We start from the raw sequence: 25,283 nt of genomic DNA, 5'->3' as shown, positions 1-25,283 counted from the left end.
CGCTAGACACGAGAATTCATCGATGTCGATGTAAAAGGATAACCCTCCCTTTTTTATTTCTTAAAGTTTGAACAGTACCTATTGACCATTTCGCTGTATTTGGATCATCTATATCATGAGCAAAAACTAAGAGAGATTATTGATTATTCTATCTAAATAATAAAGGTATGATGAACTTAAAGTATTCCATCGGAATTGATGTATCAAAAAAAGATTTTCATTGCTGTTTGTCGGTCATAGACAGTAGCCAGAAAGTAACTGTAAAATCCAGCCGTAAGTTATCTAACAGCCCTGGCGGTTTTAAAGAGTTTTTGGCATGGATCAAACAGCACCAGAAAGAAGAGCTGCCCCTGCGCATCGTAATGGAAGCCACTGGCGTGTACCATGAACAACTTGCATGGTTTCTGCATTCCAAAGGCTTAGTGTTAAGTATTTTATTGCCAAACAAAGCTAAGAAGTACTTACAGGCAGACGGAGCAAACTCTAAAAATGACAGTATAGATGCCCGCGGCCTTGCTAAGATTGGTGCAGAAAAGAACCTGGAACCTTGGACACCAGGAAGTGAGAAATTGTATGAACTCAGACACTATACCCGTCAGCATCAAAACCTAAAAGAGACCATCAATGTTATCGGTAACCAGCTTGAGGCACTGACCCATGCCCAGTTCCAAAGCAGGGAAGTTATAAAGCAGCTGAACAAAACGATAAAACTGCTTGAGCAACAAGTAGCAGAAATGGAAAAGGCAATGGGAAAGCTTGTTAAAACAGACAAGGTCTTAAATCTTCACTATGAAAACATTACGGCAATAAAAGGAATTAACCTGTTATCTTTTTGCGTAATCGTAGCTGAAACTAATGGCTTTACATTGTTTAAAAATTCGGCATCCTTGGTAAAATACTCAGGTTACGATGTGATAGAAAACCAATCGGGCAAACATATAGGAAAAACAAAAATATCAAAAAAGGGGAATTCCCGGATCAGAAGAATTCTGTTTATGCCAGCATTTTGTGCGGTAAGGGATGACCAGCCGCAATTTAAAAGTCTTTATGAAAGAGTTGTTGAGCGAACAGGATTTAAAATGAAGGGCTATGTTGCCGTGCAAAAGAAACTATTGGTAATGATGTACCATCTTTGGAAAAATGAGCAGAGATACAATCCTCAATTCAATTATTTAGAAAAAATAATAGCTCCAGAAAAATCCAGAGCTACACATGATAAAATTCCAGATGGAAGTTTTCACTAAAACAAAGGTAAAGTTATTGTGCTGTTTTACAAATGGAAGGCATTTAAGTTAATGCTTCTCAGAAGCTAAATTTTTATCAACTTTTATTTGCTTTTAAAGACAGTACCTTTACGCTTTACTCCGTTGCACTCCGTGTTCGCCTCAATCAGGTTTATTTTTTAGCGGTTGGTGGGTTTGGCATCATTGCACCGGCCCGGGTTTAATAAACGGGATGGAAGCGGCATCCTTTGGCTGTCAGCCTGAGTGTAGTCGAAGGCCAGCCAAAGATATAGCGAACAGCCCGGATAACGAAAATAGCTGCAGCAGCTTGACTTTTCTAATTAAATCAACCTGTCTTTTATCACCAGCGTATTGGCAGCAATATCGTGCCAGCACTGGTTTTTCTTGTTAAGGAAGCTGTACAAATAACCAAAGAAAACAGGAATTACGGATAAGATTTTAGAAAAATTTCTCACCAAAGAAATACCGAAAGAAACCCGGCTACCTTCTAAATCTGTTACTTTAATATTAAGTAGTTTTTTACCTATAGTGGCTTGGCTGGCCGATGCTTCGGCAATGCTGCCGTAAATGAGTTTAATAATAAATATGGATGGGAATGGGATTAGAAAAGCCATAATCCGCTGATCTTTTCCTTCGATAAAAATATAGCTCGTTAAAATGATAATGCTATATATTCCAAAAATAATAAAATGATCAATTACCGATGCCAACAGCCTTTGATCGAAAGCAGCAAAATATTGAGGTGCAGTTTTTTGATAGCTAAAACCCAGAAGCTCACGCAATTCGGGAATTGCGTGAGCTTCTTTATAATCATCCATTCCGGGCTTACGTATAAAAGTATTCGCACTGATGTTTAGATCTTTCAGTTCGGTTAAACTATACGGCCCTTGTGGCTTACCATTAATAACCACTATATATTCTTTATCAGGATTCATTGGATTATAAGATTTCAAGATCAGCGTTTTATAAAAGTTAGACCGACTAAAGCCTTACACCCTCCACCTTAAAACCTTCCACCTTTATATCAGAATTCATTGGGTTGGATCAGGATTATGAGATTTTAGGATTGTAAGATCAGCATTTTATAAAGACTCCGTTAATGAAGCTTTAGCCTTAAACCTTCCACCCTCAAACCTTCAACCTTTTTAGTATCTGCTTACCTCAAAGTTACTCAATCCGCCGTCTAAATTGATAAAGATTTTTTTAGTTGAGGTTTTATAGTTTGAAGTTTCATAAACACCATCGCTCAACTTTTCAAAACCATCGAAATCTTTAGCAGACAAGCCTGTTTTAGTTTTAATTCGGCAACCTGAGTTGGTAGGTACCTTAATTTTAACATCGGCCACGCCAGATTTCACAATTACATCGGTTATTGGCAATAAATCTCCGAATTTAATATCTAAAGCTGCTGCTCCGCCATCAAAACGGAAGGTACGCACTTTGTAATTAGCAAAATCAAAGTTTGCTTCACCAGCGCCAAGTTTCATTAAAATATCCCAGTTGGCTTCTTTATTCAATTTAAAGTTAACATCGTTGCCGCCATCACCAAAATTCCATTTGCTCTTTTTATCGTCCATTTGGAAAGTAAGTACAGTAGCACTATCGGTAAGCAATTTCTTTAAAGAGAAGTTACCATGTCTTTTCTTTACGTCGGCATTGATCAACTCAGCTGTTTCACCATCAAGATTAAATGAAATGCCACCTCCGGAAATATTTAGCACCGTTTTTTTTGCATTATCTGCAGCTACAAATGGCTCCGATAAACTTAAGTGATTATACGAAGTGTCGTTATCATCATTTTCGCCATCGTTATGATCGATATCCACATCTATATCTTTTTTGAACTGGTGGCCCCACCAGTTACCACGCTCTGGCACCTGCTGTCCTTTGTAAAAAAGGAACGATAAGGCCACAACCAAAACACCAATAGAAATAATACTGCCTGTTTGCGAATTGTTTTTATTAAACAGGATATTTAAACCTGCTATGATTAAGAATACTGGCCAAAAGCTCCAAACGTTGCGCCAATAAAAATTGATTACGCCAAAGTTTTCGAGTAGAAGTACACCGCCAATAAAAAGCAGGATAATACCCCAAATTAATCTATCTAATTTCATCTTATTTATACTTGAGGGTTAGCGGATGTTGAATGATCATCTTTGTTAGTTGGTGTTGTAGGCTCATTTTCTACAATGGTTTCAGAAAAATCGGCTGTTTTTTGTTGCTCGGCCTCCTGTTGGTTCTGAAAAGCAGCCCAGTCGTTCTTTCTTTTTGATTTGGCTATAATACTTACACCTAAAGCAATAAATATCAATGGCCACATGTACCTGAATAAATTGCGGATACTAAACCAATCGGGTATAAAATCCATCTCGCGCATCAGGAAAAAACATCCTATCACTAACAACACTAATCCACCTATCGTGCGGCCAGTATCATTAGATTTATTGAATTTGTCGAAATTGGGTTGTGTTTCGAAAGGTGTTTTCTGTGTACCGTCTACAGGTTGTGTCCAATTCTGATTTCCCTGATTTGTAGGTCCGGCAAAAGGATCGGCCGTTCCAAATGGTTGTGCATTTGGGTTTTTATGACCAAAGTAATCATTAAATTTTGAAAATCTTGCTACCGGATCGTTGTTCACCGGAACAATAATCCACATTATAATATAGGCAACTAAGCCACCCCCAGCCATAAATATAGCCGATAATGCAAACAATAATCTGATTATGGTAACCTCAACCTGCATGTAATCTGCAAGTCCCGAAGCTACACCGGCAATCATCTTATCGTGTTCGTTTCTAAAAAGCTTCTTTTCCATAACATTGTTCATTTTGTGTTTAAAAATCAAGCGGAGTAATCAAAACCTCATCTACATTTACCCCTTTACTTAAGTTTAAAATGGTAAACAAAGTTTCTGCAATATCATCAGGCTGTACAAATTTTTCATCCGGAATTGTTGTGCCTTCCCATGATGAAGTTTTGGTAGAGCCTGGCAAAAATGCAGTTACTTTAACATTGTGAGGGGCTAACTCTTGCCGCAATACATGATTTAGACTTAACATCGCTGCTTTTGTTACACTATAACTACCTCCATTTTTTACAGGTGCTTTACTGGCCACCGAGCAGATGTTGAATATATGGCCTCGCTTTGCTGAGCGCATTTTTTTTCCGAAAAACTTACTGATGTAATAACTGGCATTCGTATTTAAATGCTGCTGCTTTTCGAAGGTTTCGTCGTCCTCATCGAGCATACTGCCAGGTAAAAAGATTCCTATATTGTTTACTAAAACATCTACATGATCAAGATTTATAGCTGTCGAATTTAAAAAAGCATACACTTCTTCTTTAACCGAACAATCAGCTACCTGGGTAAAAACAGCATTCCCATAAGGGGTTAATTCTCGTTGAAACTTTTCTAGTTCATCTAAACCTCTTGCTACCAAAATTAAATCGTATCCATTTTGGGCAAATTTAATCGCAATAGCTCTACCAATTCCTTTAGTTGCTCCGGTTATTACAGCTTTCATTATTTATGGTTTAATTTTTGTTAACAAAAAACCATATTTATATTCAAAACCACGAATATTTTTGCAATTAGCAAAGCGCTCCAACTTTTTTATTGTTTCTTTGTAGTAGTATAGAACGATCATTTAAATTAAGCAAATACATACGGAATGAATTTTACCAATTTCGGCAGATACATCCTGCTACTCAAGTCTGTATTCAGAAGGCCGGAAAAACTGAAAATTTACCTGAAAGAAATCGCCAAACAAATGGATTATGTTGGTGTAGGCTCTTTAGGTTTAATTGCTATTATCTCTACTTTTATCGGTGCGGTAATGACTTTACAAATTGCTTTCCAGTTGGTTAGTGATTTTATTCCAAAAACAATTATCGGTTCTGTAAACCGCGACTCGAGTATACTAGAGTTAAGCCCAACTATTAGTGCGATTGTACTGGCCGGAAAAATCGGATCGGCCATTTCATCAGAAATTGGTTCGATGCGTGTTACGGAACAGATTGACGCTTTAGAAATTATGGGGATAAATGCACCCGGATACCTCATCCTCCCTAAAATTATTTCGGGCATAACCATGGTACCCATGTTGGTGATCATTTCTATGTTCTTAAGTATTACTGGTGGATACATTGGCGGTTCAATCTCTGGCGCCGTTACTCCTGCAGAATATATGCAAGGTATTACAACTGATTTTAATCCTTATACCATCGTAGTTGCACTGGTAAAGGCTTTTGTATTTGGATTCATCATTACTTCAGTTCCGGCATACGAAGGTTTTTATGTTCGTGGTGGTGCTTTAGAAGTTTCGCAGGCCAGTACCAGAGCAGTTGTAATTAGCTGTATCTCTATTCTTGTTTGCGATTATTTAGTTACTCAACTTTTATTGTAATGATCGAAATTAAAGATATTTATAAATCGTTCTCGGGAAATGATGTATTACAAGGTATTTCCGGAAAGTTTGAAGAAGGTGTAACCAATTTAATTATCGGTGGTTCCGGATCAGGAAAAACAACTTTACTGAAGTGCATGGTAGGTTTGCATCAGCCAGATTCGGGCTCGGTATTGTACGATGGGCGCGATTTTACGCCTATGACCTATGAGCAGCGTATTGAGGTGCGTAAAGAAATCGGCATGTTATTTCAAGGCTCTGCCCTGTTCGATAGTATGACTGTTGAAGAAAACATTATGTTTCCTTTAAACATGTTTACCGATCAAAGCAGAAAAGAAAAGCTTGAAAGAGTTGATTTTTGTTTAGAACGGGTAAACCTTGCCGGTAAAAACAAATTATTCCCGGCAGAATTATCGGGTGGAATGAAAAAACGCGTGGGTATTGCGCGTGCCATTTCGATGAACCCGAAATATTTGTTCTGCGATGAGCCTAACTCGGGTTTAGACCCTAAAACTTCGATCGTAATTGATGAACTGATTCAGGAAATTACTGAAGAGTACAAAACCACAACCATTGTGGTAACGCACGATATGAACTCAGTAATGGGCATTGGTGATTATATTTTGTTCTTACACGAAGGGAAGAAATTCTGGGAAGGTAGTAATAAAGAAATTGCACATACCGATATTAAAGAATTAAACGATTTCGTATTTGCCAGCCGCTTTATGAAAGCTGCAAAAGATAAGTTTTAAGAAAATTATTATATTTGTATATGACTACAGCTACAAAAAATATCATTCATAAGTTGGAAACCTTACCAGAAAGCATGGTAAACGAGGTAGAAGATTTTATTGATTTTTTAAAAGCTAAACATTCGAAGAGTTTCCCTAAATCTGAAAGTGAAAAAATAAATGTTGTTGAAGAGCCAAAAAGTTTATATGGCGCTGCCAAAGGCACAATTCTTTATATTTCTGATGATTTTAACGAACCATTAGATGATCTCAAGGATTATATGTAATGCGTTTTTTGCTGGATACACACATATTCCTATTTTTTATTAATGGAGATAACTCAATTTCCAAAAAGATTATAGAGATCATAAACAATCCTGTAACAGAAAAATATATAAGCATTATAAGCATTTGGGAAATTACAATAAAGACTAATATCGGAAAGCTAAAGTTAAAAGACGATATTAACTCAATTTATGAATTACTTGATAAGTACCGAGTAAAAATTCTTCAGCCTTCTAAAGATGACTTTACTACTTATTCTACATTACCATTAATACATAAGGATCCATTTGATAGACTTATTATAGCACAGGCGCTAGCAAATGGTTTAACCCTGATAACTGATGATCAATATATCAAAAGTTATCCAAATTTAAAGTTATTTTAAATACATGATACAATTACTTGCCCCAACCCACTGGAAAGATTATGAACTGATAGATTGCGGGGATTTTGAAAAATTAGAACGTTTTGGAAATGTAACCCTTATCCGTCCTGAACCTCAGGCGGTATGGAAAAAAACATACTCAGAACAAGATTGGAAAAAAACGGCCAACATTACTTTCAGGGGCCGTTCGGCTACTTCTGGCGAATGGGTAAAGAAAAATCTTTCCATTCCAGACCGCTGGCATGTAGAATATAAAAACAACGAGGTGGGTATTAAACTCCGTTTAGGCTTAACCTCTTTTAAACATGTAGGTGTATTCCCTGAGCAGGCTGTAAACTGGGATTTTATCTCTTCATCGATTAAAAAATTTAAAACGCCACAGCCTAAAGTTTTAAATCTTTTCGCCTATACGGGCGCCGCATCGCTAATTGCCAATGCAGCAGGTGCCGAAACTACCCACGTTGATTCAATTAAACAGGTAGTTACCTGGGCAAATGAAAACCAGGAACTTTCAGGTTTGAAAGACACCCGTTGGATGGTAGAAGATGCCTTAAAATTTGTAAAAAAAGAATTAAAAAGAGGCAAAAAATACAATGGAATTATTTTAGATCCCCCTGCTTATGGCCACGGCCCTAATGGCGAAAAGTGGAAACTCGAAGATCATATCCAGGAAATGATGCAGGATGTAGTACAGCTGCTGGATGAAAAAGAACATTTCTTAATCCTAAATACCTACTCATTAGGTTTTTCGTCAGTAATTGTAGAAAATTTAATCCGTACCTCATTCCCATCTGTTAAAAACCTCGAAACTGGAGAACTCTTTCTACAGGCTACATCGGGCATTAAATTACCATTGGGTGTTTTTGGCAAATTCTGCAATGTGTAAATGTTGATTACTTTATTTTAAACTACCAGATTTCCAACCTACTTTCATCAAACAGATTCGGAAACTGTCTAAACTTTAATTATCTATATAATATCTATGAAATTTCCTCAATTAGCAGGCACACTAATACTTGGTTTTGCCGCAATCAGCTTATTTGCCAACTGTAATTCAGACGGCAAGAGTAGTAGCGGTATCGGTAAAATCTTTTCTTCTGATTCGACCAAAAAGAAAACGGACTCAACAGTTAACGTAATGAAACCCGTTGATCCAAAGCTTTACGATTCGTTGGTAAAAAAACTGGCAAACGGAGATACTACCGGAAGATGGCCGGTAAAAAAACAACCATATCCTTTAGCAGGCGCTATCTTACCTTTTAAACGCATAGTTGTTTATTATGGAAACCTGCATTCGAAAAAAATGGGTGCGCTTGGCGAATATGCGCCTAAAGAAATGTGGCAGCGCCTAAATGCTGAAGTTAAACATTGGCAAAAGGCTGATCCTTCTACCCCAGTACAACCAGGATTACACTATATTGCCGCAGTAGCAAGTGGAACACCAGGAAAAGATGGAAAATACATCAACAGGATGGGCAATAAACAGATCGATTCTGTTTTGAAAATCGCTAAAATGCAACCAAACACTATTGTATTCCTAGATCTTCAGGTAGCTTTAAGTACTATTAAAGCTGAATTGCCACATATCGAAAAGTATTTGCAATTGCCATATGTTCACTTAGGTATTGATCCTGAATTTTCTATGAAAGACGGAACATTGCCAGGAAAAAAAATCGGCACTTACGATGCTGCCGACGTAAATTATGTAACAGGCTACCTTGCAGACATTGTTAAAAAATACAATTTGCCTCCAAAAGTATTTGTATTGCACCGTTTCACGAAGAAAATGGTAACCAATTCGCCTAATATTAAATTACGTCCTGAGGTGCAGGTGGTGGTACATATGGATGGATGGGGCGAACCTGAATTAAAAAAAGGAACCTATCGCCATTTCATTCAGGGAGAACCTGTACAGTTTACAGGCTTCAAGCTGTTTTATAAGAATGATTTAAAGAAAGACCCTAAGCGGTTAATGACTCCTGAAGAGCTATTAAAGCTTACACCAAAACCAATATATATTCAATATCAATAATACTTAAGCCCGTGAACGAAAATCATGGGCTTTTGCTTATCAAATAATTTTAACAGAAAAGTTTATAGTTTGTTCGCATAGCATATAAATACTATATTGACCTCCTGTAGGTTATCGGCTTTAAAACCTACAGGAATAATCATTCTTTAACCATACTTTTAATATCAAAAAAATGTCTTTTTTTGATTGTTTTATAAAAGTTGGAATAGATTTTAGATAGGTAGAATATGCAAACAGCAACATTTGGCGGAGGCTGCTTTTGGTGCACCGAAGCCGTTTTTCAAACGTTAAATGGAGTAAGCCAGGTTACAGCAGGCTATATGGGGGGAGATTTAAAGCATCCAACCTATATGGAAATTTGTAATGGCAATACCGGGCATGCAGAAGTAATTCAAATCGCATTCGATGAAAGTATTATTTCATTCCGTGAGCTTCTATTGGTATTCTTTAAAACCCATAATCCAGCAACCCTAAACAGGCAGGGTAATGATGTTGGTACACAATACCGCTCGGTGGTTTTTTATGGAGATGAAGATCAGAAAAAAATAACGGAGGAAATGATAGAGGATTTAACCCAGCAACATATTTTCGACAAGCCAATTGTAACAGAAATTTCTCCTATAGCCGAATTTTATGAGGCTGAAGACTATCATCAGAACTATTTTAACAACAATCAGGGAAAACCATATTGCGCATTTGTGATACAACCAAAGTTGAATAAATTTACTACTGATTTTAAAGATAAAATTAAAGCAGAGCTTTTGGAATAATTAAATTTCGAAGGTAAGTAAGGCATGCTGACTAGCCGTATGAATATCTCTCCAAACCCTATTAATTTCTGATTCTTTTTTTGCTGCCTCTAAACCACAGTATGGAAATAAAGTAGCTGCTGATCTCCAACAGGCATGGGCTAATTTACGGCTGATTGAACTTACTTCGCTTAATTTGTCTTCAGCAATTTCACCATCACCCATTAACTGCTTCCACGATTCATCAAATGTATGATAGAATTTTGTACGAAGGTTTAACACTTCTTCCTTACAACGGTTAAGTTCGCTGTTAAAAAACAAAATTTGCGCATCGCTATATCTCCCTAACCCAGAACGCGAATAAAAAGATTGTTCTACCAGTTTAATAAAATGATTGGTCATTCCTAAACTATTTACCGTTAACGTGGTTTCTGCGAGTTGTAAAAAGGGATAATCAAAGCCAGCATCTTTCACCTCAATGTGCTGGTTAATTTTAAAAGTCCTGTTTTCATTAACGTTTAAGTCGTTAACTTCAAAAGCATGGCTACCGGTAGCGATTAAACCAAAATAAGACCAACCTGGTAAAATATTTACTTCTTCTTTTTTAAGGATGAATGATTTAATTTCAGGTTCTCCATTTTCATCCAAAATATCATTGCCATTTTGGTCTTTAAGCGCGCAGTTGGCTGTAAATATAGTGGCATGCAATGCCCCGCTAGCATAACTCCATTTTCCATTAAGCAGATAACCCGTTTGCGTTTTAATGGCTACCCCGCCAACAGCACCACTCCCGGCAAAACAAACTTCACGGTCGGCAAAAATCTCTGCAGCCAATTCAGGATTTAAAAACCCGGCAAACCAGGCTGCACCAGCACAAAGTGTAATGGTCCAGCCTAAACTTCCGTCAGCTTCAGCCAATTCTTCTTCTAACCTTAAAATTTCGGGGAGTTTCTTATTTGGTCCTCCATAAATTTCGGGTACAAAAAGCTTAAACCAATTTTCCTGATAGGCCAGTTCCAAAATTTCGGGATGAAGTTTACCCATCTCTTCTGAAAGCCCTGCATAAGCTTTTGCTTTTTCCTGCCAGGTGGTGGTTAATGTTTCTTGCATGATATTATTTCTTACTAAAGAGGATAATTAAGCCAATTTGAGTTTGCTCTTGTTAATGATCTTCTTCCAGTCTAAAAATCCAAATATGGCTACAGTGAACAAAAAAGTAGTTAAGCAGGCCATAAGTGGCAGCTTTTTATGGAACAGTAACGGAATGGCAACAATATTAGAAATATTGAGAAAAATCCAGTTTTCTATTTTACGTTTGGCTAACAGCCACATACCTGCCCAGGCCGTTGAAGACACAAAGGCATCAAAAACCGGCACATCCGAATCGGTATAATGCCTCAACACGAGGTAGAGGACCCCAAAACCTATCACAGAAATTAAAACAGCAACGGTTAACTCGTTATTACTCGACCACGAAACCTGGTTTTCTCCGTCTTGTTTTCTTTTTTTCCAGATTATCCATCCGTAAACGCTCATCACCAGATAATAAATGCTCAGTAAGGTTTCTGCGTACAGCTTTACATTTAATAATAGAAACATCGATAACAGGATCGAAATTATCCCTGTTGGATAAAGCCAGATACTATTCTTCTTCGCCAGTAAAACTTCAGATACACCAAAACCAACAGCCAACCATTCAATTAATGAAGTGTGTAAAATCTGCTCCTGAAAAAGCTTAAACCAATCTTGAAAATTCATTTACAATAATTTGCTTTGCAGCCGGTAAAAATAATCAGATACTGTTTTCGGGGCGAAACAGTTGTAAATTTAACCTCTTCCTACGGCGGCATTACCCGCATCAGGTTCATTTAAGGTTGAGGGCTGGATGGTTTTAAGGTTGAGGGGAAACCCTCTGCCTTTTACCTTTCTACCTTTCACCTCAAAATGGGTATAATCTCAGCAAATTGATGGCAACAGACATTGCATCACCAAAAAGCACCCCTTTGAGCAAGGCAAATATAAGTTTAAAAATGAAAGGTTCTCATGGAAATGCGAAGAGTTGTCAACTTTCTTGCTAATTGCCATTAGCGTTGACAACTCACGAATCTATTAGAACAGGCCCAACTGTCCCTTATCGTCGATATCGATATCATCCGGATTGGTGATTTCGAAATCTATCTTCTTAGCTGGTTTCTCTTCTGTCTTGGGTTTATCTTCGGTTTTAATTTCTTCCTTTTTAACAGCTACAGGCTCTGGCTTCAGCTTTTCTACCACTGGCTTTTCTACAGCAGCAGGCTTTTCTTTTGCCTCTGGTTTTTCCGGCTTAACCACAATTTCTTCTTCAGGCTCTTCTTTGCGTTCGAACTTTGGTTTTGGCTCCTCTGCAGCAGGTTGATCAGCTATGGGCTTAAGTGCCTCTGTAGTTACTGTTTCATCGTTTGTAACTCCCTCCTCAGCGGTTAATTCATCACCTTCATGCTCTTCTTCAATGGTACTTTCCTCTGGCTCTTCAACGGCTATTTCAGGCTCCTCCAGTACCACTTTCTGTACATCATGTGGCGATAATCGGTTGCCATTTGCTTTCAGTCCTTTCACATCAATCAGTTCTGCTAAGGTTAAATCCAATGTTTCAGGAATTTGGGTTTTGCCTTTTAAAACATCAACGATAATTTTTGCTGCTGGATTTGAAGTAAGGTGCAATAACCTCGATTTCTGCTCCTCACTGATAAATATGGTTTTCCTTCCGTTAGCTTGCAGTTCGAATGTAAAACGTTTGATAAAGTAGTTCTGCGCTTTACCTTCAAAATGAACCGCTGCAAAAATCTTTTCAGGATTAAACTTCTCGATCAGAATCAGTCCATCGTCGAAATGGTTGCTCAGTTCGAAAGAACTTAATTCGTAATATCCATCTTTGTGTACCTGTAAAATACGATCGTCGCCATCAAATTCACCCAGATATTTTCCACGGCCGTCAACATTTAAGCGTTTTAATAAATCATCGTACCAGATTTTCAGACCCGATAAGGTAGAAACGCCTTTACTTTTCAGAATAATTTTTTTAACCGGATATTTCGAAATGATATTCCCCTGCGAGCCACGCCCTTTAATGGCAACCTCGGCAAAATCCTGATCGAACTGAAGCTTGCGCAATTTAGAGTGCGGTTTTAACGCAACATTCACTATCTCAGCTTCTCCGTTCGGGTTGGCAGTAAAATATAAAACCTTCGAACCTTTCGATCCTTTGGTTAAATCGTATTCCTTATCGCGTGTTACGCCAACTACGGCAAACCTTTTAATATAAGATGTACCGCTGGCACCATCTTTATAAACCATGTTGTAAATGGTACGCTCATCGTTTTTCTTAAATACCTGTGCGTGAATAATGCCTTTACCGACAAAGGTTTTATCGGCTACCTTGGTGATAATACATTTACCATCTTCACGAAAAACAATTACCTCGTCTATATCCGAACAATCGGCCACAAATTCGTCCTTACGTAAACCCGATCCAATAAATCCATCCTCACGGTTCATGTATAGTTTCACGTTCGCCAATGCTACTTTCGACGCTTCTACCCGATCAAACAAACGGATTTCGGTTTTACGCTCCCTTCCTTTTCCGTATTTATCTTTCAGTTTCTGGTACCAGGCAATGGCATAATCGGTTAGGTGTTTTAAATGGTTTTTAACCACTTTAATCTCATCTTCCAGGTTTTTCATCTGCTCATCTGCCTTTTTCACATCAAAACGGGTGATGCTACTCATTGGCTTATCAATCAGCTTCTTAAAATCTTCAGGTAATATTTCGCGGTAAAGCGACGGTTTAAACGGAGCGAATAAAATGTGTAATACCTCAACTACGGTTTCAAAATTGGTTGAGTTTTCATATTCAGGATTTTTGTACATCCCTTCCTGAATAAATATTTTAAGTAACGAACTAAAGAAAATCTTCTCTTGCAACTCGTGCAGGCGAATCTCCAGCTCCCTTTTTAATAAATTTTTAGTGTGTTTTGTATTTTCAATCAGGATATCGTTCACACTCAAAAAGAGTGGTTTATCACCTTGAATAATACAGGTATTTGGTGAGATCGACACCTCACAAGCTGTAAAGGCATAAAGTGCATCAATGGTTACATCAGGCGAAATACCCGGTGCCAGGTGCACTACAATTTCTACATTGGCCGCCGTGTTATCCTCAATCTTTTTAATCTTGATTTTGCCTTTATCATTAGCTGATAAAATACTATCAATAACAGAACCTGTTGTGGTACTAAACGGGACTTCGGTAATCACCAAAGTCTTTTTATCCTTCTCGGTAATTTTTGCACGCACGCGAATTTTACCTCCACGCTGTCCTTCATTATAATTCGAGAAATCGGCCATACCGCCCGTAAAAAAATCGGGCAATATATTCGGGCGAACCCCTTTCAGCGCTTCTATCGAGGCATCCAGCAATTCGATAAAATTGTGTGGCATTACCTTGGTAGCCAAACCTACAGCAATACCTTCAGCCCCCTGCGCCAATAACAAAGGGAATTTAACCGGTAAAGTTATCGGTTCGTTGTTACGTCCATCATAACTTAACTGCCATTCCGTAGTATCTGCATTAAACACCACATCATTGGCAAATTTTGATAAACGAGCCTCAATGTAACGTGGGGCCGCAGCACTATCGCCAGTAACCGGATCGCCCCAGTTACCCTGCATATCAATCAATAAATCTTTTTGACCGATCTGTACCATCGCATCGCCAATAGATGCATCACCATGCGGGTGATATTTCATCGTATTACCGATTACATTGGCCGCCTTATTAAAACGTCCATCATCCATCTCCTTAAGCGAGTGCATAATGCGCCGTTGAACAGGCTTTAGTCCATCGTTAATGTGCGGAACTGCCCTATCGAGAATTACATAAGACGCATAATCGAGAAACCAGTTTTCGTATAAACCGTTGATTGGGGTTATGGTATGTTTGTGCTCTTCGTTTACGTTTTGATCTAATTCTTCACTCATTTATTTACAAAAATTGGCAGCCGTAAATATAATAAAAATGATTTCATAGAATGAAGAGAGGTTATTCACATTTCGAGATCGAAAATTTGTTTTTAATGGATTTGAAAAGCAGGGTACAATGGTTTTGTTTAGCGTTTCCACCGGCTTTCCGATGCGATCTTTTTTGCCCTTCAGCCAAGTTCAGGGCAGCAAAAAGGATCTCCCCTGCAATCCGGTTTAGAAAGATAGTTTTGTGGTACTATTTGGGGTTGCAGGGTGTATAGAACCAACCCTAGACGCTATTTGAAAAGTAAAAAGAAGAAAACAATTATAGGTCAACCGAGCTTATATTCCCTTAAATGCCTTATATGGTAAAAAAGAGGCAAGAAAAAGATCCTTCACTGCGTTCAGAATGAAAGATTTAATAGAAAAGTCGTCATCTCGACTGTAGCGCAGTCCCGAACTTTCGGGAGAGAGATCTATCTAGACAGATTTCTCGACTGCGTTGCACTCCGCTCGAAATGACGATTCGCATGAGGATACTCATCTCCCGAAAAAATATTGCACTATTCCACCCCCAACAACACGCCTGAAACATTCCAAGCGCTTGAGCTCGAACCTTCAGGCTTACCCATTGGGGATGGTTACTTTTATGGTATGCGCGCCTGCCTTTAAATCTCCTAAACTGATCCATTCAGGATTGGTAACTGTTCCCGGGCACCAGTTGGAACGGCTTAAATCTGACGAGGAAAGGCCAGTTTCGAAATTTCCAGAGGCAGGGTTCGATAATCGGTACGAACCGCAATCCTGGCGCCATGGCGTAAAAGCGAATGTTTCTTTTTCATCCAGCCAGATGGTGTTTTTCCGTGGCACAAACTCATCACCATTACCCCAACCACCATGCCCGGTTGTAATGTAACGCAGTTTAGCATCCTTTAAGTCTTTTGCTAAGGTGAAAGAAACTTCCAAACCTTTATCACTGCTAAACATGGTTGCATATTCTTGCCCGGCCATTTCCATTACATTAGTCGAATTGAATAAAGGCAAAATTACTTCTTTGGCTTCTTTTTGTCTTCCATTATTGTGCAGCGTAATATTTAAAGAAACTTTATGTCCGCCCTTATCATAGTTACCAACAAAAACAGCTATCCAAACTTCTTTTCCATTTACTATCGGAAACAACTCCGAAATATCCTGCCTGTAGTAAACTTTCTCCGCCCAATTTTTATCCTTCAATTTTAAAGTATTGTATTTACCAACACCGAAAGGGGTAAAAAAACGCATCAATTCTATTACAGGATTATAATTTGCGGTGGCCACAACGCCCTGGTATTTCTTTCCATTGCCATTATCGTAAACAGGTAGGTCTTTAACAGAGTTTTTAAGTGCATCCATTAAACTAATCTGTTTATCAGTCGGGATGATAAATACCGATCCGGTTCTATCATAAGCATCGCCGTTCGATTGTTCAGTTAAATCGACAAAAACATTGGGGTTGGAGTGTAACTCAGGAAATTTAACTTTCCTTGCAATCACGGTTCCTCCAGCAAAGCGGAATACAGAATCGTTCGATTGTGGTTTATCCATAAAATTAATCGTTTCGTTATTAAAAACACTTAGTGTGGTAAACCTGCTTTTCCAGAGTAAATCTTTATAGGTTAACCCATCAGTTAGCTTAGCGCTTATTTTTTGCAGATCAATCGGTTTCGAATTTTTAATTTCTTCAATTTTTGTAGCGGTTACAAAACTATTGCCATTGCGCACCTGCTCTAAAACCAAACCAAGATTCTGCCCTAAACTGGTTGGCGCTGCTTTTATACCAGCATCGGTTGTGTACCATAAGTCTATTCTATTGGAGTTAACCACCGTGGAGGCCTTTTTACAGGTATAACCCAAAATCACTTTGGTTTCGTTGCTTAACTCAAAAGTTTGCTTGCCAATTGCAGTACTATCGGCGGTTGCGATCTGCTGATCCGCACTTAAATCGGCAACCTGAAATAAAATTTGTGCTGGTTTGGTAACAATGCTTTGTTCGTAAGGATACTTTGCTTTATGATCAAGAACAGTTGCATTGCTGATTAGATTCTGATTTGATGAAGCCAGTATCACTGTAGCATTACGGTCTTCTTTCGGTTTTCCATCAGCCGAACGGAAATACACTATTTTATAAGTTGCATTGCTTTTGAGTAAGCCCTGGGCTTGCAGGTTAAAAGAAAGAAAAACAGAAAAAATAAGGATGTAGAGATGTTTCATTGTGGTTAAAAAACAAATATAAGTATAAAAGTCTGATGTCCGAGGTGGGGAGTTGGAAGAAATATCTACATAATTAATTTGTAATATAATCGTAATATGCTGTAAATCAGATATATGGTAAATATACTGTCATTAATAGATTTCAATAATTAAATGGGCGTCATTTCGACTGTAGCGTAGCGAAATGGAGATATCTACCAAGATAGATTTCTCGACTGCGTTGCACTCCGCTCGAAATGACGACAAATCTAGAGAGGTAATGCTTCCGCCACTACCGCTCCAACCTATCCTCTACAAAAGCGAAAGGCAATAAACTTTTCACACTTTGCACTTTCAATACTTCCCCGTTTAGGCAATAAAAAATCACTTCAATTGGTGTATTTTGCTTACGTTCAAACTCTGCCATCACCTGCAAACAGCCACCACAAGAGGTAACGGGTTTTAGAATCTCAAAATTATCAGTTTGGGCAGTTATGGCCATACTTTCTATAACTGCATTTGGATAGGTAGCGCCAATGGTAAAAAGGGCAACGCGCTCTGCACAAAGTCCGGATGGATAGGCCAAATTTTCCTGATTGCTTCCCAGTACCGTTTCACCAGAGGCCAAACGGATTGCCGTACCAACCCTAAATTTAGAATAAGGAGAATATGAAGTATTTAAAGCCTGTTCTGCAAGTTCACAAAGCGTTCTATCCGCCACTGTTAATTCTGTAATACTTTCGTATTGTTCAAAAGATATATTTAGATTTATTGAATTCATTTGTAACTAATTATAAACCGCCAATGTTAAATTTTTATAGCGGGCGAACAATTTAAGTTATTTTTTGTATTATTTAATAAAAAGTGCCTTAAAATTAATTTTAATGGCATGCTTTTAGCATTTATCAAACACCAAACACGCTTAGCTTTGAATAAATACGTACGCAAAAGTCTTAAAATTTTATTGTGGGTAATTGCCTCCATCATCATCCTGGTTGTTGGTTTAGCCCTGTCTCTAAATATTCCGGCCGTTCAGAATTTTGTTAAAGAAAAAGCTATTAACTATCTTAAAAACAAAACCAAAACGGAAGTAAGTTTGGAAAGCATTAAAATTGCCTTGCCAAAAGATGTGGTTTTAAATAAATTTTATATCGAAGACCGTAAAGGCGATACCTTATTATATGCCGAAAAACTGGCAGTTGATATCAGCTTGTTTAAGCTATTAAAAAACACCATCGAGGTAAATGACATCGAACTAAAAAATGTACGTGCGAATGTAAAGCGTGTTAATCCCGATACAACGTTTAACTTTTCGTTCCTGGTTGATGCTTTTGCCAGTGATCAAAAAAAACCAGAAGAGAAAGTAAAGAAAGACACTACTTCTACCTTAAAATTCTCTGTTGATAAAGTTTCTTTCGAAGATATAGGCATCACCTATCGTGATGATGTAGCGGGTAATGACGTGAAATTATATCTTGGTGCGTTTAAAACTAAAATCAAAGATTTCGATTTAGCCAATCAGCATTATGTAATTAAAGAGTTGAGCCTCGTTAATACTTCCTTAAGTTATTTACAACAAAAACCCTTAACCCAGCTGGTGCAGCACATTACCAATAGTGTTGATAGCAGTGAAAAGGAACAGGGTAAATTGCCATTAATAGAAGTTCAGAACTTTATTTTCAACAATGTAAAGGTAAATTACGACGATCAGCTCTCTACAACCAAAGCTGTTGCCGATGTAAATGACCTGGGTTTGGTGAACCTGAAAGTAGATCTAACCAATAGCAAATATGCTGTTGATGATGCACATTTAAATAAATCTAATATTCTCTTTGCTTTTAAACCAGCGCCGAGTAATGATTTAAAAAAAGTTAAAGATACCGTAGTGCCCGAAAAATCGCCTCTGGGTTTGATCATCAAAAATATCAGTTTAGCGGATAATAAGGTACAGTTCGATAATCTTGGCGCAAAACCTACCGCCAAAGGCATGGATTTTAACCACCTAAAAATTAATCAGCTCAATTTAGGGGCTAGCGATGTAAGTTATAGCGCAGCAGGGATAAAAGCCAATGTTAAAAACGGCTCACTAAAAGAGAAAAGTGGCTTTGTATTGGATCAGTTGAGAGGTAATGCGGTGTATAACGACAAACAGATCAAGCTGAGTAATTTTATTTTAAAAACGCCCAATACTTCAATCGAAAATGCAACTGAATTAAATTTTACCTCGATGGATGATTTAACAAAACATCCTGAACGTGTGAAATTAAATCTGGCCTTTAAAAATACAAGCATTGGTTTAAAAGATGCTGGCTTTTTCAGCGATGCCATTCCAGCCAATTACCGTAACGAAAAAATAAAACTGAATGCCAATGTTAATGGTTACCTGAATAACCTGAACATTCCAAAACTGCAGATCAGCGGATTGAAAAATACGCAGATTGATATTAGTGGAAAGGCGAAAGGCTTACCGGATATCAAAAAAACCTACCTCGATTTAAACATCAAAAAACTTCACATTACCAAAGGAGATATTTTGGTGGCTGTACCTAAAAAATCATTGTCGCCAACCATCGAACTACCAAATGTAATTAATGCGAAGGGTAATTTTAAAGGCTCAATGACCGATTTTAACACCAACATGAATATCCAGACGGATATGGGTGGTGCTATTTTGGTGGCCGGAATGAAAGGGCCAAAAGGCAAAGAAAGTTATAAAGCAGATATCACTTTAAACAACTTTAATGTAGGTAGACTCTTAAAAATGCAACCTAAACTGGGCAGGGTTTCAGCTAAAGCAAATGTTGCCGGTATAGGGCTCGATCCGAAAAAGATTAATGCAAAGTTTAACGCAAAAGTGCTTAGTGCTTACTACAATAAATATACCTATCGTAATTTAAACCTTGCCGGCAATTACAGCAACCAGAACATCAGCATTAAAAGCAGCATGCCTGATAGTAATGCCAACTTTAATTTAGATGCTAAAGTGAATCTGGCAGGGAAATATCCAGCTGTAAAAGCCAATTTAAATTTGAAGCAAGTGAACCTACTGGCTTTAAATTTCAGTCCAACGGTATTAAGTGCAGCAGGCGTTGTTAAGGTAGACCTGGCCACTGCCGATGCCGATTATTTAAACGGCTCGGTTGATATAACCAGCCTGCAATTGGTAAAAGACAAACAAAAAATCAATGTAGATACAATTTCCATCCGGGCAAAATCAACCGCTACGGAAAACGAACTGACCTTAAGATCAGAAATTTTATCGGCAAAAATTGATGGCAAATATCAGTTAACAAAGGTAAGCAATGCCATTATCAATGAAATTAATAAATACTATGCTTTTGGCACTGTAACTAAAGTTCCCGATCAACGGTTAAGGTTTTTTGTACAGGTTTACGATTCTAAATTATTAAAAGAATTTGTACCCGAATTAACAGTATTCAAACAATCGCAGTTTTATGGATTAATTGATACACAAAAAGACAGTTTACAGATTAAGGGTAATTTCCCGCAGGTGGTATATGGCGACTTTAAAGTAGATACCACGGTTTTAAACATCAACAACGACAATAACAAATTAGATTATAGTTTAACCATCAAAAGTCTTCAAAGCCCAGCTATTGCCCTTTTCAATTCAGAAGTAAGTGGCGATGCTTCAAACAACAATTTAGGTGTTAATATCTTCCTGCGCGATAGGCAGCTTAAAAATAAATATGTAATTGGTGGCACCTTCCAATCGATCAATAAGGATTTCAAATTCACTTTAGATCCACAAAAACTCTTACTCGATTATCAAAAATGGATGGTTTCGCAAGATAATTATATCCAGTTTGGCGCATCAGGGATCCTGGTTAATCAATTCCAGATCAGCAATAGCGGTCAGTCGCTTTCCATTAATAGTAATCCTACCGAGCCAAATGCACCATTGGCAGTAGCATTTAAAGATTTCCAGCTGGAAACCCTAACCAAATTTGCAGAGACTGACACTACTTTGATTGGTGGCCGTTTAAACGGAACTGCGAACGTTAAAGACCTGGCCAGCACGCCAAAGTTTGAGGCAAATTTAACCATCGATCAATTGCGTTATCAAAAAGATCAGCTGGGCACCTTACGTCTTGCCGTAAACAATAACACTGAAAATGCTTTTGAGGTAAATGTTGCTTTAACCGGCGTGCATGAGTTAAGGGTTAACGGATTTTATTATACTGCACCAGAAAGCGCTTTAGATCTTACGGTAAATATCGATAAGATTGAAATGAAAAACATTGAGAGTTTATCTGCAGGTCAGCTTAAAAACGGCACGGGTACCTTAACCGGAGCACTTACCGTTAAGGGTGCGCTAACAGCGCCCAAAATACTTGGCGATTTAACTTTCAATAATGCAGGGATCAGAGTGGCTTATGTAAATTCGTATATCCGTATGCCGAATGAGAAAATATCGTTTACAAATGAAGGCATCAGTTTTAACAACTTTACCTTAATCGATTCTTTAAATCAAAAAGCAACCATCAACGGAAAGGTTTACACCACCGATTTTAAAAATTACCGTTTCGGTTTAGATATCCGGACGAACAATTTCAGGGCAATTAATTCGACCGCAGCTGATAATGATATGATTTATGGAACGGTATTTTTAACCAGCAACATCAAAGTCCGCGGAGATTTAAACCAGCCGGATGTGAACATGAACATCAATGTGAATAAGGGTACTAAATTCTTCTTCGCTTTGCCTTCAAGTGATCCATCGATTATTGATCAGGAAGGTATAGTGCAGTTTATTGATGCCGATGCACCTCCTTTTAACGGGCAAAAAGCGCTTAAAGTAGATAGTATCAGTAAATCACCTATTAAGGGCTTAAACCTGGTGGCATCGGTTAAGGTAGATCCGGAAGCAGAATTAAATGTAGTTGTAGATCCATCTACAGGCGATAACCTAAAAGTTAGGGGCGATGCAGATTTAAATGTAACGATGGATCCTAGTGGTAAAATCAGCATGACCGGTCGCTACGAGATAGTTGACGGATCATACAATTTAACACTGGCCGTTGTAAAAAAAGAATTTAAGCTGGTTAAAGGTAGTAACATTGTTTGGACAGGGGAACCTACTTCAGCTACTGCAAATATTACAGCATTATACGAAGTTAATGCTGCTCCTATCGATCTGTTAAATCAACCAGATCTATACGAAGCCAGGACTAAATTGCCTTTCCAGGTTTATTTGATGATAAAAGGTGAATTATTAAAACCAAGTATATCCTTTAAGCTCGATTTACCAGAAAATGAACGCGGTGCTTTAAATGGCCAGGTTTATACCAAATTGATTAATGTAAACCGTGATGAAAGTGAGTTGAACAAACAGGTTCTTGCATTACTTGCCCTAAACAGGTTTATCGCAAACAATCCTTTTCAAAGTTTGGCTGGTGGCGGCGGTGGCGTTTCTACCCTTGCCCGTTCGAGCGTAAGTAGACTGTTAACTGAGCAATTGAATAATTTAACTTCCGATTTAATCCAGGGTGTTGATCTTAATTTCGGCGTAAATTCATCTGAAGATTATTCAACAGGTTCAATGCAGCAAAAAACCGATCTGGAGGTTGGCTTATCGAAAAAACTTTTAAATGACAGGTTAACCGTTAGCGTAGGAAGTTCATTTGCTTTAGAAGGACCGCAGGCACCGGGAGAAAAGTCGACCAATATTGCAGGAAACGTAAATGTTGAATATGCACTCTCTGCCGATGGAAGATACCGTTTAAGGGCTTACCGCCGAAACCAGAACGATATGATTGTACAGGGCCAGATTGTTGAAACAGGTTTGGGTTTTACGCTGGTGGTAGATTACAATAAATTTAGAGAGATATTCCAAAAGAAAAGAATCAGAAGAATAAGAAACATTGAACAGAAAGCACAAGATGAGAAAACTAACTAGACCTCTTTTATTTTTATTGGCCTGTTTAGTTTGGGCGGCTTGCAGCAGTACCAAATCGTTAAAACCAGGGCAGATTTTGTATACCGGTGCTGAAGTAAAAATCAATCCTGATTCATCCGGGAAAATTGACAATGAAAAACAGATTAAAACCGACCTGGAAGCTAAAACAAGACCACGTCCCAATAAGTCTATTTTGGGGATAAAGTTTAAACTGGGCTTATACAATCTTGCAGGGGAACCCAAAAAGCCAAAAGGTTTTAGAAACTGGTTACGCAGACAGGGAGAAGCACCTGTGTTATTGAACGAGGTAAAGCTGAAATACAACAATGATGTATTATCCAGTTATCTTATTAGTGAAGGATATTTACAGGCAACAGTTACCGGCGATACCGTTGTAAAAGAAAAAAAAGGTAAAGCTATTTATACTGCAGTTACCGGGCAGCGATATAAAATCAATAAAATTAATTTCCCTCCTGATACCGGGGTAATCACAAAAATCATTAATGCCAACAAAGATAAAACCTTGCTAAAAGCTGGCGATTATTACGATATCGATACCTACAAAAATGAGCGGATCAGGATTGATAACGACCTGAAAGAAAACGGCTATTTCTATTTCAGTCCCGATTATTTAATTATGCAAGTGGATAGCACCATTGGTAAAAACCTCGTTAATGTTTCGGTTAAAGTAAAAGACATTGCTCCAGATGCAGCATTAAAACCCTATACCATTAAAAACATTAACATATACCCTAATTATTCGTTAAGAAGAGATAGTACATTAAGAAAACTAAAGCCGTTACAGTATAACGATTTCAATATATACGATGACCGTAATACCTTTAAACCAAGACTTTTCGACCGCTTGGTGTTCTTTCAAAAAGGCGAACCTTATAACCGTAAAGATCATAACCAATCATTAAACCGCATGGTAAATGTAGGTGCCTTTCAGGATGTAAGGGCTGAATTTTTACCAGTTGATAGTTTCAAAAACAATCAGCTCGACTTGAATATCTATTTGACCCCATTAAAGAAAAACTCACTTACCTTTTCGGTTGTAGGAACGAGTAAATCGAACAATTTCGTTGGTTCGGAAGTGAAAGTAACACAAACCACCAGAAACTTGTTTAGAAATGCAGAACAATTAGATTTGAGTGTTAGTGGTGGTTTTGAAACGCAAACCAAAGGAACCTCTTTAGGCAAAAATTCCTTATCATTAACTGCCGAAGGAAAACTGACTTTCCCCAGGTTTATTGTGCCATTTTACAAACCGAATAGCACCAATGCCTTCATCCCAAAAACCATTGCCTCGCTTTCTTACCAGATGCTGAACCGTGGTTCTGAATACACTTTACATGCATTTAAGGGGCAATTTGGTTACAACTTTAAAGAAAACCTGTACAAAGAGCATAATTTTAATCCAATATCAGTCAGTTATATTTCTACTGCTTTTCCAAATGACGATGTTAGAGACAGTTTATATGATGCAAATCCATTATTGAGAACTACCTTAGAAAGTCAGTTTATTATTGGCAGTAACTATAATTTCACCTATACTAACCAGATGGAAGATAGCCGCAGAAATAATACTTATTTTTTTGGTGGTTTAGAAACCGGTGGAAATGTATGGGGCACTTTTGTACCAAAAGACGAAGAAGGGAAACGTACACTTTTTAATATACCACTAACCCAGTTTATCAGGGCAGAAGCCGATTTAAGGGATTATTATAAAATTACCAGAAACTTAATCTGGGCAAACCGGTTAAACTTAGGTTATGGTTACGCCTACGGTAACTCTACTTCACTCCCATTTGTTAGGCAGTTTTTTGCGGGCGGGAGTAACGATATCAGGGCTTTTCCAGCCAGGACTTTAGGCCCGGGAACTTTTAAGGTGAGAGATGATGCTCTTTTTGCAGATCAGGGGGGTGATATTAAGTTAATGCTTAACTCGGAACTACGGTTTAAGATTGTGAGTGTGCTTTATGGCGCATTGTTTGTAGATGCAGGAAATGTCTGGCTAAGAAAAGAAGATCTCGGAGAACCTGGCAAACCAGAAACGGCAAGACCTGGATCTGGTTTTAAGCTAAAAAACACTTTTAACGAGCTGGCGGTGGGTACCGGCGCGGGTTTAAGGGTAGATGTCAGCATTTTTGTAGTCCGCTTAGATGTGGCCTTCCCCGTACGTAAACCATACTTACCAGAAGGACAAAGATGGGTGTTCGATGATATCGCATTCGGAAATAAAGACTGGCGTAAACAGAATTTAATTTTTAATATTGGGATAGGATATCCGTTTTAATT

General features: G+C 38.0%; 19 protein-coding genes. 10 read left to right on the top strand and 9 right to left on the bottom strand.

What is annotated here, in order from left to right:
* Positions 1 to 167 precede the first annotated feature (167 nt).
* Positions 168 to 1,244: an IS110 family transposase gene (locus tag QF042_RS06450; protein ID WP_307525919.1), complete on the top strand. Its 1,077-nt coding sequence runs from the start codon at positions 168 to 170 to the stop codon at positions 1,242 to 1,244.
* A 320-nt stretch (positions 1,245 to 1,564) separates the two neighbouring features.
* Here the strand turns inward: QF042_RS06450 and QF042_RS06445 are convergent, their stop codons facing one another.
* The 4 genes from QF042_RS06445 to QF042_RS06430 form a co-directional block, all read right to left on the bottom strand.
* Complete coding sequence (locus tag QF042_RS06445) at positions 1,565 to 2,197, bottom strand: RDD family protein (protein ID WP_307526451.1); 633 nt, start codon at positions 2,195 to 2,197, stop codon at positions 1,565 to 1,567.
* 192 nt (positions 2,198 to 2,389) lie between these two features.
* Positions 2,390 to 3,361 carry a LiaI-LiaF-like domain-containing protein gene (locus tag QF042_RS06440; RefSeq protein ID WP_307526449.1) on the bottom strand — a complete coding sequence of 324 codons (972 nt, stop codon included), beginning with the start codon at positions 3,359 to 3,361 and terminating at the stop codon, positions 2,390 to 2,392.
* A 5-nt stretch (positions 3,362 to 3,366) separates the two neighbouring features.
* On the bottom strand, positions 3,367 to 4,062 hold the full coding sequence (locus QF042_RS06435; protein ID WP_307526447.1) for a PspC domain-containing protein: 696 nt from the start codon (positions 4,060 to 4,062) through the stop codon (positions 3,367 to 3,369).
* Between the two features lie 19 nt (positions 4,063 to 4,081).
* Complete coding sequence (locus QF042_RS06430; protein WP_307526445.1) at positions 4,082 to 4,771, bottom strand: SDR family oxidoreductase; 690 nt, start codon at positions 4,769 to 4,771, stop codon at positions 4,082 to 4,084.
* A gap of 147 nt (positions 4,772 to 4,918) precedes the next feature.
* Here QF042_RS06430 and QF042_RS06425 point away from each other — a divergent pair, with 147 nt between their 5' ends.
* The 7 genes from QF042_RS06425 to msrA all read left to right on the top strand — a co-directional run bounded on the left by QF042_RS06425 (position 4,919) and on the right by msrA (position 9,856).
* Positions 4,919 to 5,653, top strand: coding sequence for an ABC transporter permease (locus tag QF042_RS06425; RefSeq protein WP_307526443.1), 735 nt, complete (start codon positions 4,919 to 4,921; stop codon positions 5,651 to 5,653).
* On the top strand, positions 5,653 to 6,405 hold the full coding sequence (locus QF042_RS06420; protein WP_086547603.1) for an ABC transporter ATP-binding protein: 753 nt from the start codon (positions 5,653 to 5,655) through the stop codon (positions 6,403 to 6,405). The genes QF042_RS06425 and QF042_RS06420 overlap by 1 nt, the downstream gene beginning before the upstream one ends.
* Before the next feature lie 20 nt (positions 6,406 to 6,425).
* Positions 6,426 to 6,671 carry a DUF2281 domain-containing protein gene (locus QF042_RS06415; RefSeq protein WP_307526437.1) on the top strand — a complete coding sequence of 82 codons (246 nt, stop codon included), beginning with the start codon at positions 6,426 to 6,428 and terminating at the stop codon, positions 6,669 to 6,671.
* Positions 6,671 to 7,054: a type II toxin-antitoxin system VapC family toxin gene (locus tag QF042_RS06410; RefSeq protein ID WP_307526436.1), complete on the top strand. Its 384-nt coding sequence runs from the start codon at positions 6,671 to 6,673 to the stop codon at positions 7,052 to 7,054. Before QF042_RS06415 ends, QF042_RS06410 begins: the two co-directional genes overlap by 1 nt.
* Before the next feature lie 4 nt (positions 7,055 to 7,058).
* Positions 7,059 to 7,940, top strand: a complete 882-nt coding sequence (locus tag QF042_RS06405; protein ID WP_307526434.1) for a class I SAM-dependent methyltransferase — start codon at positions 7,059 to 7,061, stop codon at positions 7,938 to 7,940.
* 96 nt (positions 7,941 to 8,036) lie between these two features.
* Complete coding sequence (locus tag QF042_RS06400; RefSeq protein WP_307526432.1) at positions 8,037 to 9,086, top strand: hypothetical protein; 1,050 nt, start codon at positions 8,037 to 8,039, stop codon at positions 9,084 to 9,086.
* Between the two features lie 227 nt (positions 9,087 to 9,313).
* A complete protein-coding gene (gene msrA / locus QF042_RS06395) occupies positions 9,314 to 9,856 on the top strand; it encodes a peptide-methionine (S)-S-oxide reductase MsrA (protein WP_307526430.1) in 543 nt (180 codons plus the stop codon).
* On the opposite strand, the gene QF042_RS06390 is transcribed toward msrA, so the two are convergent.
* The 5 genes from QF042_RS06390 to QF042_RS06370 form a co-directional block, all read right to left on the bottom strand.
* Positions 9,857 to 10,945 (bottom strand): acyl-CoA dehydrogenase, encoded by a 1,089-nt coding sequence (locus tag QF042_RS06390; protein WP_307526428.1) that lies wholly within the window; start codon positions 10,943 to 10,945, stop codon positions 9,857 to 9,859.
* Between the two features lie 27 nt (positions 10,946 to 10,972).
* Positions 10,973 to 11,593, bottom strand: a complete 621-nt coding sequence (gene pnuC, locus QF042_RS06385) for a nicotinamide riboside transporter PnuC (RefSeq protein ID WP_307526426.1) — start codon at positions 11,591 to 11,593, stop codon at positions 10,973 to 10,975.
* Positions 11,594 to 11,944: 351 nt separating this feature from the next.
* On the bottom strand, positions 11,945 to 14,851 hold the full coding sequence (locus tag QF042_RS06380) for a DNA gyrase/topoisomerase IV subunit A (protein WP_307526424.1): 2,907 nt from the start codon (positions 14,849 to 14,851) through the stop codon (positions 11,945 to 11,947).
* A 606-nt stretch (positions 14,852 to 15,457) separates the two neighbouring features.
* Positions 15,458 to 17,083: a PNGase F N-terminal domain-containing protein gene (locus QF042_RS06375; RefSeq protein ID WP_307526422.1), complete on the bottom strand. Its 1,626-nt coding sequence runs from the start codon at positions 17,081 to 17,083 to the stop codon at positions 15,458 to 15,460.
* Between the two features lie 271 nt (positions 17,084 to 17,354).
* Entirely contained in the window at positions 17,355 to 17,843 is a 489-nt protein-coding gene (locus tag QF042_RS06370) for a cytidine deaminase (protein ID WP_307526420.1), read from the bottom strand.
* A gap of 108 nt (positions 17,844 to 17,951) precedes the next feature.
* Here QF042_RS06370 and QF042_RS06365 point away from each other — a divergent pair, with 108 nt between their 5' ends.
* Complete coding sequence (locus tag QF042_RS06365; protein WP_307526418.1) at positions 17,952 to 22,982, top strand: translocation/assembly module TamB domain-containing protein; 5,031 nt, start codon at positions 17,952 to 17,954, stop codon at positions 22,980 to 22,982.
* Positions 22,966 to 25,281, top strand: coding sequence for a BamA/TamA family outer membrane protein (locus QF042_RS06360; RefSeq protein ID WP_307526416.1), 2,316 nt, complete (start codon positions 22,966 to 22,968; stop codon positions 25,279 to 25,281). Before QF042_RS06365 ends, QF042_RS06360 begins: the two co-directional genes overlap by 17 nt.
* The last annotated feature ends 2 nt before the right edge of the window (positions 25,282 to 25,283 follow it).

Source organism: Pedobacter sp. W3I1 (assembly GCF_030816015.1).
Classification (GTDB): Bacteria; Bacteroidota; Bacteroidia; order Sphingobacteriales; family Sphingobacteriaceae; genus Pedobacter.
This window is presented reverse-complemented; position numbering and strand designations above follow the sequence as displayed.

Excerpts from the sequence above, each read along its gene's own strand:
- QF042_RS06450 (WP_307525919.1), top strand. The coding sequence starts at position 168 with ATGATGAACTTAAAGTATTCCATCGGAATTGATGTATCAAAAAAAGAT.
- QF042_RS06440 (WP_307526449.1), bottom strand. The coding sequence starts at position 3,361 with ATGAAATTAGATAGATTAATTTGGGGTATTATCCTGCTTTTTATTGGC.
- QF042_RS06435 (WP_307526447.1), bottom strand. The coding sequence starts at position 4,062 with ATGGAAAAGAAGCTTTTTAGAAACGAACACGATAAGATGATTGCCGGT.
- QF042_RS06430 (WP_307526445.1), bottom strand. The coding sequence starts at position 4,771 with ATGAAAGCTGTAATAACCGGAGCAACTAAAGGAATTGGTAGAGCTATT.
- QF042_RS06425 (WP_307526443.1), top strand. The coding sequence starts at position 4,919 with ATGAATTTTACCAATTTCGGCAGATACATCCTGCTACTCAAGTCTGTA.
- QF042_RS06420 (WP_086547603.1), top strand. The coding sequence starts at position 5,653 with ATGATCGAAATTAAAGATATTTATAAATCGTTCTCGGGAAATGATGTA.
- QF042_RS06415 (WP_307526437.1), top strand. The coding sequence starts at position 6,426 with ATGACTACAGCTACAAAAAATATCATTCATAAGTTGGAAACCTTACCA.
- QF042_RS06410 (WP_307526436.1), top strand. The coding sequence starts at position 6,671 with ATGCGTTTTTTGCTGGATACACACATATTCCTATTTTTTATTAATGGA.
- QF042_RS06405 (WP_307526434.1), top strand. The coding sequence starts at position 7,059 with ATGATACAATTACTTGCCCCAACCCACTGGAAAGATTATGAACTGATA.
- QF042_RS06400 (WP_307526432.1), top strand. The coding sequence starts at position 8,037 with ATGAAATTTCCTCAATTAGCAGGCACACTAATACTTGGTTTTGCCGCA.
- msrA (WP_307526430.1), top strand. The coding sequence starts at position 9,314 with ATGCAAACAGCAACATTTGGCGGAGGCTGCTTTTGGTGCACCGAAGCC.
- QF042_RS06390 (WP_307526428.1), bottom strand. The coding sequence starts at position 10,945 with ATGCAAGAAACATTAACCACCACCTGGCAGGAAAAAGCAAAAGCTTAT.
- pnuC (WP_307526426.1), bottom strand. The coding sequence starts at position 11,593 with ATGAATTTTCAAGATTGGTTTAAGCTTTTTCAGGAGCAGATTTTACAC.
- QF042_RS06380 (WP_307526424.1), bottom strand. The coding sequence starts at position 14,851 with ATGAGTGAAGAATTAGATCAAAACGTAAACGAAGAGCACAAACATACC.
- QF042_RS06375 (WP_307526422.1), bottom strand. The coding sequence starts at position 17,083 with ATGAAACATCTCTACATCCTTATTTTTTCTGTTTTTCTTTCTTTTAAC.
- QF042_RS06370 (WP_307526420.1), bottom strand. The coding sequence starts at position 17,843 with ATGAATTCAATAAATCTAAATATATCTTTTGAACAATACGAAAGTATT.
- QF042_RS06365 (WP_307526418.1), top strand. The coding sequence starts at position 17,952 with ATGCTTTTAGCATTTATCAAACACCAAACACGCTTAGCTTTGAATAAA.
- QF042_RS06360 (WP_307526416.1), top strand. The coding sequence starts at position 22,966 with ATGAGAAAACTAACTAGACCTCTTTTATTTTTATTGGCCTGTTTAGTT.